This window comes from Stenotrophomonas maltophilia group sp. Smal12 (assembly GCF_037079935.1).
GTDB classification, from domain to species: domain Bacteria; phylum Pseudomonadota; class Gammaproteobacteria; order Xanthomonadales; family Xanthomonadaceae; genus Stenotrophomonas; species Stenotrophomonas sepilia.
Window position 1 is genome coordinate 19,729 of the sequence record NZ_JBAWUK010000010.1, and the last position, 13,236, is coordinate 32,964.

10 protein-coding genes and 3 pseudogenes are annotated in these 13,236 nt (G+C 66.2%); 6 read left to right on the forward strand and 7 right to left on the reverse strand.

Annotated elements, in window-relative coordinates; translation table 11 throughout:
• Nucleotides 1–7: 7 nt before the first annotated feature.
• The 3 genes from WDC87_RS06265 to WDC87_RS06275 are packed head-to-tail and all read left to right on the forward strand — an operon-like array spanning nucleotide 8 to nucleotide 2,072.
• Nucleotides 8–310, forward strand: a complete 303-nt coding sequence (locus WDC87_RS06265) for a PadR family transcriptional regulator (RefSeq protein WP_003107234.1) — start codon at nucleotides 8–10, stop codon at nucleotides 308–310.
• A complete protein-coding gene (chrA, locus tag WDC87_RS06270; RefSeq protein ID WP_003107233.1) occupies nucleotides 307–1,536 on the forward strand; it encodes a chromate efflux transporter in 1,230 nt (409 codons plus the stop codon). Before WDC87_RS06265 ends, chrA begins: the two co-directional genes overlap by 4 nt.
• Before the next feature lie 5 nt (nucleotides 1,537–1,541).
• The gene (locus tag WDC87_RS06275; RefSeq protein ID WP_003107230.1) at nucleotides 1,542–2,072 is read left to right on the forward strand and encodes an N-acetyltransferase; all 531 of its coding nucleotides are present in this window, start codon (nucleotides 1,542–1,544) and stop codon (nucleotides 2,070–2,072) included.
• A 207-nt stretch (nucleotides 2,073–2,279) separates the two neighbouring features.
• Here WDC87_RS06275 and WDC87_RS06280 read toward each other — a convergent pair.
• The 4 genes and pseudogenes from WDC87_RS06280 to mobH form a co-directional block, all read right to left on the reverse strand.
• Nucleotides 2,280–3,743 (reverse strand): annotated as a pseudogene (locus tag WDC87_RS06280) (chromosome partitioning protein ParB); the annotation flags it as partial.
• Between the two features lie 282 nt (nucleotides 3,744–4,025).
• Nucleotides 4,026–4,471 (reverse strand): annotated as a pseudogene (locus WDC87_RS06285) (efflux RND transporter permease subunit); the annotation flags it as partial.
• 92 nt (nucleotides 4,472–4,563) lie between these two features.
• Nucleotides 4,564–5,760: pseudogene (locus WDC87_RS06290) on the reverse strand (efflux RND transporter periplasmic adaptor subunit).
• A gap of 293 nt (nucleotides 5,761–6,053) precedes the next feature.
• Nucleotides 6,054–7,901 carry a MobH family relaxase gene (gene mobH, locus WDC87_RS06295; RefSeq protein ID WP_252745536.1) on the reverse strand — a complete coding sequence of 616 codons (1,848 nt, stop codon included), beginning with the start codon at nucleotides 7,899–7,901 and terminating at the stop codon, nucleotides 6,054–6,056.
• Between the two features lie 315 nt (nucleotides 7,902–8,216).
• Between mobH and WDC87_RS06300 the strand changes: the two genes are divergently transcribed.
• The 3 genes from WDC87_RS06300 to WDC87_RS06310 all read left to right on the forward strand — a co-directional run bounded on the left by WDC87_RS06300 (nucleotide 8,217) and on the right by WDC87_RS06310 (nucleotide 9,938).
• A complete protein-coding gene (locus WDC87_RS06300) occupies nucleotides 8,217–8,843 on the forward strand; it encodes an integrase (RefSeq protein ID WP_252745537.1) in 627 nt (208 codons plus the stop codon).
• Between the two features lie 12 nt (nucleotides 8,844–8,855).
• The gene (locus WDC87_RS06305) at nucleotides 8,856–9,488 is read left to right on the forward strand and encodes an RES family NAD+ phosphorylase (protein ID WP_003090219.1); all 633 of its coding nucleotides are present in this window, start codon (nucleotides 8,856–8,858) and stop codon (nucleotides 9,486–9,488) included.
• Nucleotides 9,489–9,572: 84 nt separating this feature from the next.
• Nucleotides 9,573–9,938, forward strand: coding sequence for a DUF3742 family protein (locus WDC87_RS06310; protein WP_003090216.1), 366 nt, complete (start codon nucleotides 9,573–9,575; stop codon nucleotides 9,936–9,938).
• 11 nt (nucleotides 9,939–9,949) lie between these two features.
• Here WDC87_RS06310 and WDC87_RS06315 read toward each other — a convergent pair whose 3' ends face one another.
• From WDC87_RS06315 to WDC87_RS06325, 3 genes are read right to left on the reverse strand one after another with little or no spacing between them, the layout of a single operon-like run.
• Entirely contained in the window at nucleotides 9,950–11,470 is a 1,521-nt protein-coding gene (locus WDC87_RS06315) for a conjugal transfer protein TraG N-terminal domain-containing protein (protein ID WP_003090214.1), read from the reverse strand.
• A gap of 13 nt (nucleotides 11,471–11,483) precedes the next feature.
• Nucleotides 11,484–11,843 carry a hypothetical protein gene (locus tag WDC87_RS06320; RefSeq protein WP_003090212.1) on the reverse strand — a complete coding sequence of 120 codons (360 nt, stop codon included), beginning with the start codon at nucleotides 11,841–11,843 and terminating at the stop codon, nucleotides 11,484–11,486.
• Complete coding sequence (locus WDC87_RS06325; protein WP_003109770.1) at nucleotides 11,840–13,234, reverse strand: integrating conjugative element protein; 1,395 nt, start codon at nucleotides 13,232–13,234, stop codon at nucleotides 11,840–11,842. Before WDC87_RS06325 ends, WDC87_RS06320 begins: the two co-directional genes overlap by 4 nt.
• Nucleotides 13,235–13,236: the final 2 nt, after the last annotated feature.

Genomic DNA, 13,236 nt, shown 5'->3' on the forward strand with positions numbered 1-13,236 from the left:
ACGTGCCATGGAGCACCACGACCTGCTGTCGGGGCTGATCCGCCTGCATGTGCTGCACCACGCAGCCGAGCAGGAGATCTACGGGCAATGGATGATCGACGAGCTGGCCCACCACGGCTACCGCCTCTCCCCCGGAACGCTGTACCCGATGCTGCACAAGATGGAGCGCGACGGCTACCTCGTCTCCCGCCAGGAGCGTGAAGGGCGCACCGTGCGCAAGCTCTACACGATCACGCCCAAGGGCAAGGAAGGCTTGGCGCTGGCCAAGGACCGCATCCGGGAGTTCACCGGGGAGGCGATGCACAAATGACAGATTCCACCAACACCTTGCAGCATGAGGCCGCTGCCGCGCGCGGCTCACCCGTCGAAGTCTTCGGCGCCTTCCTCAAGCTGGGGCTGACCTCCTTCGGCGGGCCGATCGCGCATCTGGGCTATTTCCGCTCGGAGTTCGTCGAGCGTCGCCGCTGGCTGGATGACCGCAGCTACTCCGATCTGGTCGCCCTGTGCCAGTTCCTGCCGGGGCCGGCCAGCAGCCAGGTCGGTATGGCGCTGGGGTTGGGCCGCGCGGGCTGGCTGGGGCTGCTGGCGGCCTGGGCCGGATTCACCTTGCCATCGGCGATTGCGCTGATCCTGTTCGCCTTTGGCATCGCCGAGTACCAGGGGCTGGCCCAGTCCGGCTGGGTGCACGGGCTCAAGGTCGTCGCCGTGGCCATCGTGGCGCAAGCGGTCTGGGGGATGGCCAAGTCGTTGTGCCCGGACCGGCCGCGCGCCGCGCTGGCCATTCTGGCGGCGCTGCTGACCATGGTCCTGCCCTCGGCCGCGGGACAGCTTGCCGCCATCGCGGTGGCAGGGCTGCTGGGCTGGTGGACATTGAAGATCGCGCAACCCGGCGGCGGCCACGCCCACAGCTACCCCGTCTCGCGCAAGCTGGGCATCGTGGCGCTGCTGCTGTTTGCCGCACCGCTCGTCGGGCTGCCCCTGTGGGCGGCAGCCACGGACTCGTCCACGATAGCCCTGCTGGAAGGGGTGTACCGCTCCGGTGCACTGGTCTTCGGCGGTGGACACGTTGTGCTGCCGCTGCTGCAGGCCTCGGTGGTGCCCAGCGGCGTCGTGAGCAATGCCGACTTCCTGGCCGGCTACGGTGCGGCGCAGGCCGTGCCGGGGCCGCTGTTCACTTTCTCGGCCTACCTCGGCGCGGTCGCCCACGGACCGCTGCATGGCTGGATCGGCGGGCTGGCACTCCTGGGCACGATCTTCCTCCCCGCTTTTTTCATGCTGGTCGGTGCACTGCCGTTCTGGGAAGGGCTGCGCCACCGCGCGGGCATCCAGACGGCCATGGCCGGCATCAACGCCGGCGTGGTCGGTATTCTGGTGTCCGCCCTCTATGACCCGGTATGGACGAGTGCCATCCACAGCAAGGCGGATTTTGGGCTGGCGCTGCTCTCGTTCGGACTGCTGACGGTGGGGCGCGTGCCGCCGGCGCTCGTGGTGCTGTTAGCCGGGCTGGTGGGCTGGGTCATGGCGATGGGCGTCTGAATCTCATGTGGCACACCCTGACCATCCAGCTCCGACACGAAACCGCCGACGACATTGCCGCCATCGAAGCGGTCACGACCGCCGCCTTCGCTGATGCACCACACACCAGCCACACCGAGCAATTCATCGTGCGCGCCTTGCGTGCCGCCAACGAACTGACGCTTTCCATCGTGGCCGAAGAACATGGGCGCGTCGTCGGTCACGTCGCGCTGTCGCCAGTAACGATCACCCATGAGCACAGGCGAAAGACCGAGGGCTGGTATGGGTTGGGGCCGATCTCCGTCCTGCCGCCAAGGCAGGGGCGAGGCATCGGTTCGCGCCTGATGGAACAGGCGCTGTCTGAACTGCGGGCTATGCAGGCCGCAGGCTGCGTGCTGCTGGGAGATCCAACGTACTACACGCGCTTTGGCTTCCAGGCCCATGCGGGCTTGCAACTGCCGGGCGTGCCGCCCGGCTATTTCATGGCGCTGGCCCTGCATGGGACAGTGCCGGAAGGCATCGCGCACTACAGCGATGCCTTCAACGCCGCCGCCTGAGCCAGCGCGAAGGCGGCGGCGTTTTAATTCGGCTATTGGCCTTGAACACCGGGCGCGGCCACTGTCGCACCCGGATTTCGCGTCCACCGCGCCCAGGGCGGAACGGCCTGGGCGCGGTGCTGATCGCGGTTATTCCTTCGTCTCGATGCGCCACCACACAAAGCGAAGCGCCCCGGTCGAGGCCGGGGCGCTTGCCTTCGGCGCGGGTCAAGCGGCCAGTGCCTCGGCGGGTTCATCCGCCATTGCCTCGGTATCCTCCGGGGCGTCCTGCTCCGGGCCTTCTTCCTGCGCGGCCTCCTGCGGGCCTTCGGCCTTGAAGATGGCGGGCATCCAGCCGGTGCCATCGGCCAGCCGCTCGGCCTCGCTGGCAATGTCGGCCTTCTTGAGCTTCGCCAGCCGGGTGACGAATTCCGGTGCAAACGCGCCCACGGCATCCAGAATCACGGCCTTGGAAACGTGCTTGAAGTAGCCTTCTGCGGTCGGCTTCCACCATGCGGCCATGTCGAGGCCCACGGCCTGCGCCAGTTCTGCGCCGGGCTGGTGCGGCGTGGCACGGGGCGTCACCACGTCCACCGTGGAAGCCACGCACACGGCCAGCAGCCGCACCAGTTCGTCTTGCGACTTCGCCAGCAGCGCGGCGAACAGTTCGGCGCTGTCCTCCGGCAAGGCTTCCCCGGCTACCTGTTGCAGTTCGCGCAGCGCCACAGCGGCGGGCGACTCCGGCCAGTCCGGGGCCATGCCTTCCAGCCGGTCTTGCACTTTCAGGCTCACGCCCAGCGGCAGGTCGTGGCCGTGGTAGCTGTCCTGCAAAACCTTCTGCACCATGCCATGCACCAGCGCGGCCAGCGCGACGTGCGGATGCCGGGCCACTTCGATTTGCAGCGCCGCCGTGCGGTGGGCGCTCAACCGCTGCGCCAGCTGGTCGGACAGGCTCGCGGCCTTGGGCGGGTCGTCGGCGTCCTCGTGCTCCTCGTTGGCGGCTTCGCCTTCGGTGCTGCCGAAGCCGCGCCGCAGCTTTTCCAGCGTGCGCAGCGCCTTGGCCTCGGCTTCGCGCAGCAGGCCGCGATGAATAACAGCCTCGCCGTTGCGGTCGATGGTGACGATGGCACCGGCCACCTCGCGCACTTCGGGGGCGTAGCCTTGCAAGGCATTCTCCGCGTCTTGCAGTTCTCCGACCACCTGATCGCGCCGCTGTTCCAGCTTCTCGGCCTTGGCCTCGTCCTCGGCGTCGCAGGCTTCTTCCAGTTCGGCGTCGATCTTTTCGAGGCGGGTTTCCAGCGAGGCGATGCGGCGGGCCTCGCGGGTGGTCGGCTCGCGGCGGTGGCGCGGGGCGTTCTGGAACGCCTGCCGTTCCTCGTAGGCCAGATGCGGCACGGCCTCCACCCATGCCCAGCCCTCGGCGCGCACGTCCTCGGCCAGCGTTGCCAGCTTGTCGCGCACGAGCGTTTCCAGCACTGCGGTATCGGTGAGGTAGGTTCCGGCATCGCCTTCCGCGAACAGGTCGCGGCGGATGCCGCCGCCTGCCTGCCGGTAGGCGTCCAGCCCGACGAAGCGCACCAGCGCGTGCGCGGCGTCGATTTCGCGCTCGGTCAGGCGCTCGCGCAGCTTGGACGGGCTGCGCTGCCATTCCGGCGCACCATAGAACGTGGCTTCCTGCGCGGCGTGGTCGTCGGCGAAGGGACACAGCAAGACCGCCCCCTCACGCCACCCACGCACGCCGGTTTTCGGCAAGCGGAGCGCGCAGGCACGGATCAGCGAGCCGGGCCGGAGGCGCCAGCGATGGAAGCCCGACAGGGGCGAGACTCGCGCAGCGAGGCTCAATGCGCAGCACGACAGCGCGACGGCGGCACGCCGGGACGCCCGACTGCTTGGGACAGGACTACTCGTTGTCGGTCTTGCGCGGCTCGATGTGCAACTGTCCTTGACGTGCAGCCGGGCGTAGTTGCGAAGGTACAGCGTGTCGTACTGCTTATCGGGCGATGTCAGGTGCACCACCATCAGGAAGGCGGGGGACTGCTTTTGGACGGTGATGCCCTGGCGCACCACATCGCGGGCAGCCGGGCCTGAGCCTGGGCGACGCGGTTTTGTACCCGCACCGTCGCGTCATCGGCGTTGATGCCAGAACGGAAGGTGACCGTGGTCACCAGCACGCCGTCGGAGCCGGCGACAGACTTGATGTACATCATGCCTTCGACGCCGTTGATCTGCTCCTCCAGGGGTGTCGCCACGGTCTCGGCAATCACCTTGGGGTTGGCGCCCGGATACACGGCGCGCACCACGACCTTGGGATATTCGCTGATCGGCAGCGCCGGGATCGCGAGCAGGCCCGAGACGAAGATGACGATCGACAGCACAGCCGCGAAGATCGGCCTGTCCATGAAGAACTTGGAGAGGTCCATGGGCTAATACCTTGAAAGGAGTCCAGGGGGAAGCGCGCCGCGCCGCTCGTTGTGTGATACGTCCGATCGGTGGCGCGCTCCGGCGTGGTGCTTCATTTGGTGGCGGACGCGGGCGCCGCAGCAGCCACCATGGGCACCGCCGTGGCCTGCACAGGCATGCCCGGCAAGAACACCTTCTGCGCGCCGTTGACGATCACGCGGTCGCCCGCCGCCAGCCCCCCTCGCACGATGCGCAGCCAATGGGAACTGCCACCCAGTTTCACATCACGTCGCTGCGCCAGTCCATCCTTGTCTACGATGTAGACGTAGTTACGGTCGTGGTCGGTCAGCACCGCCTTGTCGTCGATCAACACGGCCGAGAATTCGCCGCTGCCGACCAGTCGCACGCGGGTATAGAGGCCCGGCGTGAAAACGCGATCCTTGTTGTCCAGCACCGCGCGCACGGCGATCGTGCCGCTGCCCCGGTCCACCTGGTTGTCGAGGAAGTCCACCGTGCCGGTGTGAGAGAAGTCCGCCTTGTCCGCCAGGGCGATCTGGACCGGCAGCTGGCCGCCTCGCTCGCTGGGGCGCTCTCCCTTGCGCGCCATGCGCGAGTAGCGCAGGAACGCCTTCTCATCGGCCTCAAAGTAGGTATAGACCCTGTCCTGGAACACGATGGTGGTTAGCACACTGGCTGCATCGCTGGCGGCCACCAGGTTGCCTGCGGTAAAGCGGGCACGGCTGGCGCGCCCGTTGATGGGCGAGCGCACTTGGGTCCTCTCCAGGTTCAACTGCGCCGTCTCCACCGCAGCCTGCGCGGCCTGCACCTCAGCCTGCGCGGACTCGTCAGCGGCGCGGCGCTGCTCCCAGGCCTCGGTGGAGACAGCCTGCTGCTCGACCAGCACCTTGGCACGTTGCGCCTCGCTTCTGCTGCGGCCGGCTTCGCTGCGCGCCCGGGTCAATTGCGCCTGGGCCCGGGCCAGTTCCGCGCGGTAGCTTCGGGCATCGATCATGAAGAGCACATCGCCCTTCTTGACCTCGTCTCCTTCGCGATAGGCGACCCGCTCGACGTAGCCAGACACCCGTGGGCGCAGCTCGACGCTCTCGATGGCTTCGATGCGTCCGTTGTATTCGTCCCATTACGTGATGGGCTTGATCTCGACCTGCGCGACGCTGACTTGCGGCGGCGGTGGATGGCCTCCGGCGCCAGCTCCGGCGTTCTCTTTACAACCTGCGAGCGCCATCGCGCTGAGGGAGATCAGTATCCAAAGCAGGCGCACGCCGCGAGGGTCGGAGCTGGAAGTCGTCATCTGAACAGGTTCCGTGGTCAGGTCGTAAAGCGAATGAAGCGAGCGCGATCGCGCTGCACGCTGTCCCCTGACGCTGCTTTCTTGGCAGCGCAAGACCATGAGCGACAGATGCGGCAGAGATCGAATCCCGTTGGTTGTCGGCTTCTCGTCTCGTCGCAGAACGCGCGCGCAAACCGACCTCGGCGGCATTACAAAGCCTCAAAACTTGAGGTCAAGCGATATCGACGTTCTGATTCGCGCCGTTGCGGATTGGTCCGCCGCGTCGCATTTTTGGACGGCTCTTGAGCCGCCGGTTACGCGAGAAGTGACAAGTAAGGATTGTTCGGTGGTGGCTCTGCGAACAGGAGCCGAACATCGTGCAATAGATAGCCATACAGGCGGCGGGACTTCCTGGGGCCTGTGACATCGCACGTCCAGATGTTCAGGCCCCTGGGCTTTTTGCGATGCAGTTGCAGGCGCTCGAAGCGCTTTTGTACCCATTGCCAATCCTGCTGGTTCTCCTGCTTGGCGAGAGTCCCGACCTGGGGGTGTTCTTGTGCGTAGCGTTGGAATACCCCGGGGCTGACCAGGTAGGCCGTGTCGCCCACCGTATGCACGAGCGCCTTCGCGTCGTTGATGACCAGCCGGCGGGTAGCGATACCTTGTTTCAGCCACGCCATGAAGTGCTCGCCCGATGGCTGCGCCGACGAGGACGTGGGCACCGGCGCTGATGACGGCACGGGCACCATCGAGGTTGGCGGTGGCGTTTGAGGGCCAGCGGCGGGTGCGTCGCCCGAGACGGCTTCCGCATCCTGTTGGGGAACAAGCAAATCGCCGATTCCTACCATCGCCAGCAGGTCCTCCATGACATCGGGTGCGGCTTGTGCGGCAGGCAAGTGAACCGGAGTCGCGGCGTCGACGCCCTCCCATGGAAGGGACTCTTGATCGTCGGTGGCTGGCTTTGCCGTCATTGCCGGCGAGGGCACCAAGGCATCGGCACTGTTGGGTGCCGGTGTCCCGTCGATTGCCACTGCCCCTGCGAAGGGCGCTGGCCGCTCTCCAGACTCCCAAATCAGCGCGGGAGCGAGACGCAGCAGGGTGAATGAGTGGGACCAGCCAGTCGTGCTGGTCACGGTCGCGCGCCAGACCGCCTTGCCGTCCGGCGTCGGTTGCAACATGCCGTGATCCTGCAGCACGTTGAAGACGGCGGTGTTGCTCGCGGGGATGCCGTCGACGCCTAGTGACAGCAGGTGCGCACGCAGCTTGTCCGAGACCGTCTTGCTTACCAGCCACAAGGCATCCTCGGTGATCCAGCCATCGGAGGCTTCCGGCTGGTTCAGCTTCAACTGTTCCTTGAGCAGGTAGCGCAGCCCGTCGAGCAACTTGCGCTGCAGCGCATGCTTGTGTGCAGCCATGGCGCGGGCCGGATCGCCGCCCAGTTCCTGGGCCACCGAAGCCCGGTCGGCCTGCACGACAAGTTCGCCCAGCACGCCGGCGCGCTCGTACTGGCCGGCCAGGACGTAGAGCAGCGGTCCCCACAGGTCGGGATAGCCACTGAGCCAGTCCAGGGCATCACGGTCGAGCAGTTGACGGTAGAGTAAACCTGTCGCGGCGCTGTGGAGCCGATATTCCCGATCGTCGCGGTAGCGGAAGCGGTATGGCTGGTGCAGCGGGCCGTGCCAGGGGTGCCACAGCGAGCCGTCGGACAGTTCGACGTGCAGATCGACGGCGATCTTGCCGATGTCGTGCAGCAGCGCGGCATAAGCGACTGCGGCAGTCCAGGCTTCAGACTGCGCCGCCTGGTCTTCGGGACTGCCGCCAATGGGCAGCAGATGGGACTGCCGCAGCTTGAGCGCATAGGCGACGATCTCCAACCCGTGATCCAGCATGCCGCCGGGGTAAGCGTGGTGATGGCTTTCCGATGCGGGGAATTGTTGGACCAACTCGGCGTAGTGCTCCAGCGGCGTGCGGTATAGGGTGGCGAACTGCCGCCGCGACAGCGACGTGCGCTGCCAGATGTGTTCCAGCAGCTTCTGCCGGCGCGGTGTTGCCAGCAGCGATGCGGCCGATTCGGGCCGCAGCAACCCTTTCGGGAGGTCGGTGGCGGGCGCTGGCGACGGGGCAGCGACCGGGGGCCGTTTTCGCTGGAACAGGGAGAGCATGCGGGTGTCCTCTGGGGGGCCGGCCGGGAGGCCTTTTCGCCTTTTCGAGGTAGGGCCTTTCCCCTTGCACCCCATTCCCTTGCCGTTTCGGCCCTTTGGCCTTTAACCGTTTCGGTATAGCCGGGCCTGGGTTGCGTCTCCAGCGTCAATGTGGAACCCGCACGAATGGATTGGACGGAGACCTGGCGCTGGCCCCTGCCTATGCTGCGGGGACGCTACCCCCGGCAGGTAGGCTCTCGCTCAGGCGACTAAGTTGACAAATGCGACAAGGGCGACTAGAGTGAATCCTGTCTCAAACCTGCTTGGGAGATGACCATGCCCACCGCCATTGAATTCATTGCCGATCGTCTGCCGCGCGTCACCGTGGAGGACGTGCGCCGTTTCGCGGATACCGTTGAAATCCGGGATGCGCCGGCTTTCGCGGCCGAGTTGCAGGCGTTCATTCACGAGCGCGTGGAGGCGGTAAAACTGCCAGGCAACCTCGAAGGCGAAACGGTGGAGCAGGCCCTGGCGCGCAAGGCGGCCGCGCTGCGCACCGAAACGCGCTGGACCCCGACTGAAACCGACGTCCAGCGAGGCCGCGCCGTGTTGCTGGAATCCTTCAACCAGCCGCACAACCTGCCGATCCCCGAGTACGCCAAGCTGGCGGACAAGTCGCGCCAGCAGATCTACAAGGACATCCTCGCGCGCCGGCTGCTGGCGCTGAATGTGGGGCCGCGCGGCCAGAAGCTGCCCGACTGGCAGCTCGACCCGGTGAAGCAGCAGTTGACCCAAACCGTGCTTCAAGAGGTCGAGGGCATCGACCACTGGACGATCTACCGCGCACTATCCGAACCGCTCGAAGGCTTGGGCGGACGCTCGCCGGTGGATGCGGTGACGCATGGCACAATCGATGACGTGGCCGAAGCGGTGTTCAACGTGCTGGGCGTCCAGGTGCATTGAGGCAAGACCGCCATGAGCCGCGAACTGCCCTTGTTCTTGATCGATGCGGGTGAACTGCTCCAGCATGTGAGCCGCGTCGTCTATCGGGGCAGCCCGCTGTACTATGGCCGCAGCGGCACCAATCGCTACGACGACCCGGCGCGGACCTACGGCGTGCTCTACCTGGGCCGCGACCTGTCCACGGCGCTGATGGAGTCGGTGTTTCACAAGCACCAGTGGCTGGCGGACGAGAAGCGCTCGATTGCGCTGAAGGAAGTCGAGAGCCGGCTCGTGCGGGCCGTGGGGGTCCTGGACGACGTGCGCTTGGCCGATCTCACGGCCGAGGGTGTCATGGCGGGTTACTTCGGCCTGAACCTGGAACAGTTGGCCAGCCGCGACTACACGCACACGCAGCAGGTGTCCGCCCAGGTGCATGCGATGCTCGGCGATGATGGCCAGCCGCTGTTCGACGGGGTGCTCTATCCGTCGCGCAACAACTATCCCGCCAAGAGCATCGCCCTGTTCGAGCGTGCGGCAGCAAGAGTCGGCGTTGTCGATGACATCGACCTGGTGGACCATGTGGACTGGCCGCGCTTCGTTGCCACGTATCGCGTCGGCGTGGAGCCTGATCCCGGGCCGGTGGAACCGGATGACGAAGCGTCCTGAAGCGGCAAGAGAGCACATTGAAGCCCCAAACAGAATGAAATGGACCAAACTGGAATAGGCATCCCTCTGTAGCAGGAGACGACCATGAACACCACGACCCGCATCAGCACCGCAGAACGCCTCGGCCGCACCTTTGGCCGCGGATGGCGCGCCTACGCGCGCGGCGAACGTCGGGCGTCGAACTGGTTGGTGTCCAAGGGGGTGCCGGCGGCCGTTGCCACCGCGCTCGTGTGGGTGGTCAAGCTGTCTGTGGTGGGATTGCTGCTCTACGTTGCTTTTTGGTTCGCACTCGTGTTGTTGGGCGTCGTGGCGGCGGCGTGGGCTGCTGCTGCCAATACCTCTGACGAGGACGAGTGGCCTTTCACCGATCTCACAGAACTGCGCAAGACACCGGGCTACGATCCCAATCTGTACAACGATACGTCGCACGAGTTGTACACCGACGACTGACGGACTCCGGGCTACTTCAGCTTGCCTCCCGTGAGTGCCCCAGCCCCCTTGCCCCCGGCTTGGCCGGCGCTCTTGCTGCCGTCCGACAACCCCTGAATGGCATGTCCCGCCCGAATTCCAACCCAGGTCAGGCTTGCCAGCCAGAATCCTGGCAGCACCAGGAACATCGTGCCCGCGACGAACATCAAGAGCATGTCGCCGAACGCATTGTTCAGCCCCACCAGCGGGTCGAAGTTCGTGTGTGGCCGGTTCCAGCCAAAGCCCCAGCCATAGAGCGCATCGAGGATAGTGCTGTCGATCCAGCGAGCGAGCTGGAACCAGAAATCCACGAAGAACAGCGCGAATTGCACGACGCTGACCGTGACGACCGTCTTCAGGTCATAGGTGCCCACGACCAGCACGAGCGGGATGCAGATGACCAGCGCCATCTTGAGCAAGGCGAGGACCATGGGTAGAGACTGTCTCACGACGTCCATGGCGGGAAACGCGGCAATCGCGCCGACGGCCATCCCAACGTCTCCCGTGGCCCGTGTCACGATGTTCGGCAAGGTCTTGTCGATCTGGCCTCCGTAGTCCGTATAGACGCTGCCCTGGTTCAACTTCTGCTGCCGCGGTGACGCGATGGCTCGGATCACCGAGTCGTCCACCTCGGCCCGGCTCAGGAACCCGGCCCAGCCCGCCAGGCGACTCAACAGGCTCGGGTCCACCTGACCCAGCAGGCGTGCCCGCAGGCCGTTACTTCCATCGCTCCACCACTGGCGGCAGGTCGGGTAGCCGCCACCGCTGGCCACCTGCGCAAGCCCTGCGTCGCGGGTGCTGTCATAGGGCCAGTCCTCGCGTGGGGTGCTGGAACGGTATGTGTCGTAGTAGCCGTTCGTGTCGGTGAAGAACCGCGATCCGATCCAGGTCACGTCGTGCATCTGCTGCTCATCGAGCTGAGGGCGCTGCATGAACAATTTGGCCCGTGCAGGCCCATAGCAATCCCGCGAGAAATCCGCTACTTCCTGAGCCAGCACCGGGTCATCGATGCGCGTAGCGTCGATCTCCATGCGCATCTGCCGCAGGTCCGTGCCGCACGGGATCGCTGCCACCGAAGCGCCCGTGACGGCGCGCGAGAGCGCGTGCATGAACGCCCACCACACCGGCACCTTCGCCGACTGGTTGTTGATGGTGCTGAAGGACTGCGACCAGCCGGTATCCCCGGGCTGCGCCACGCTGACCTGGCACTGGGCCGAGCGCGAGCTGTCGTACTGGATGGTGTTCAGGTCCACGTCGATGAACGGAATGCCGGCGAACATCACCACCACGATGGCGACGAAGACCCGGTTCTCGATGCGGGCGGCGCTCAGCACGCCTTTGTTGCCCTCGTCGGCGCCTTCCGCACGGGCCTTCAACCACTCCTGCACGATGATGGCGACGAAAGGCAGCGCGAATACCCCGCTGGATACGAGGACCGCCCAGATGCCGTTGTTGACGATCCAGGACACGAGGGTTAGGTAGTACTCCAGGTAGTCGGTCGTGAAAAGCGTCATGGCCTCGATCCCCTCAAGCGGCCTGCATCAACAGGCTGGCTTCCAGCGCCACGATGGCAACAATGCCGGCGACCTCAGCGCGAATCAGCCGGCGTCGGGCCAGCGTGCTGTCCTCGCGCGCCAGCAGCCGCCGCCGCATCCAGACCCAGCCGCAGGCCGTCGCCCCGTACAGGAACAACCGCCACACGAAGAAGTAGCCCGATGCGGCCGCGAGCCACCGCTCCCAGCCGGCCACGCTGCCAACGAGATAGATGCCGGCGATGTTGGCGCCCACCGCAGCGGCGACGATCACGGCCGCCCACAGCAGTGCTTTCGCCGCACGCCGGCTGATGAGCCAGCGCAAGGGGCGCCAGGCCATGCGCTCCGCGCTCATGGCCGGCCTCCCGGATTGCCCTTCTGCAACTGGTCGAGGCGGTCGGGCACCGGATCGCCCTCATAGATGCCGCGCGAGCCTGCCGCGCGCGTGCCATGGCGCTGGATGATGGCCATCGGCGAGTTGTTCGCCAGCTCGCGCCGCAGTTCAAGTTCGGTCTTGAGGTTGCGGATCTCCCGGTCGAGCGTGTCGCTCTCGTGGTTCACGGCCTCGACTGCCAACTCGTTGGCTGCCACGTTGGGCTCTTTCTTGCCGGTGAGCAGCGTGCGCTGGAGCAGCAGTGCCTTCTCCAGCACCGACGAAAGCGCCACCTCGGACGCGAGGCGCCGCGCCAGCAGGTCCTGGTCCGGCTCGTCGCGCAGCGCCTCGATGACGCCGCGCGTGATCGGCAGCGACGTGCTGCCGGCCTCGCGCAAGTTCTCGAAGGTGGTGTTGCGCACGCCGGAAACCAGTTCCTGCAAGACTTCCAGCTTGGCTTCGTACTCCTCCTGGATCAGCGGCGTCAGCCCGACGCCGGGCACCGTCTCGGTCTTGGTGCAGGAATCGCACGTGCGCTGCACCTGTTCCCCGAGGACCCGGGTGGCCCATTCGGTCGCCTGCTGCGGCGACGTCCAGGTCTGGCAGGACAGGCTCGCGCAACTGGTGGACGCGATGGAGGATGTGTCCGTCACGCCGCGCCCGTTGACCAGGTTGTAGCCCGCGCGGGTGACGTCGCCGACCACGCGGATGGCGGACTGGCCTGCGCCACCGGCATTGCTGCCGCCCACCCAGGGAAGGCCGTCGTTGCCGCGGCGCGTCTCGGCCTGCTCGACGGCCGACACGGCATCGTTGCTGCCAACCGCGTCACGCAAGGCCATGCCTTCGGCCATCTGGCTCCAGCCAAGCTGGCCACCCGCAGTCTCGGCCATCTTCTCCGCCATGGCGCGGCACGTCAGCTTGGAGCGGTCGAAGTCCAGCCGCGCCTGCAGCACGCCGTTGGTCAGCAGGTTGTACAGGCCCGGATCGGCGCGCTGAATGATCAGCGCCGGCAGCGATGCAACCGCGCTGGTCGCGCTCTGGATCACGTTGCTCATGATCTGCTGAAAGCCGTTCGTGATGCCGTTGAGCTGATTGCGCAGCGTGGTCTGGATGCTCATGTCGCCGCAGATCAGGTTGCTGTTCCACCCCACGCCGACCCCGATGGAGCGCATGCCGGCCGCGCGGCCCATGGACACCGCACTGCCACCGCCGATCGAGTACATGACGTCATCGCCGAGGACGGGGCCGCTGTTCTGGTATCCGACCTGCGCCCACGCCAGGCCGCAGACCAGAGCGAGCGGGCCGGCCAGCGCCTTCGGGCGCAGCAGGCGGCACGCCTTGGCGGAAAGGTTCATCGATTCAGGACGCTTCATCG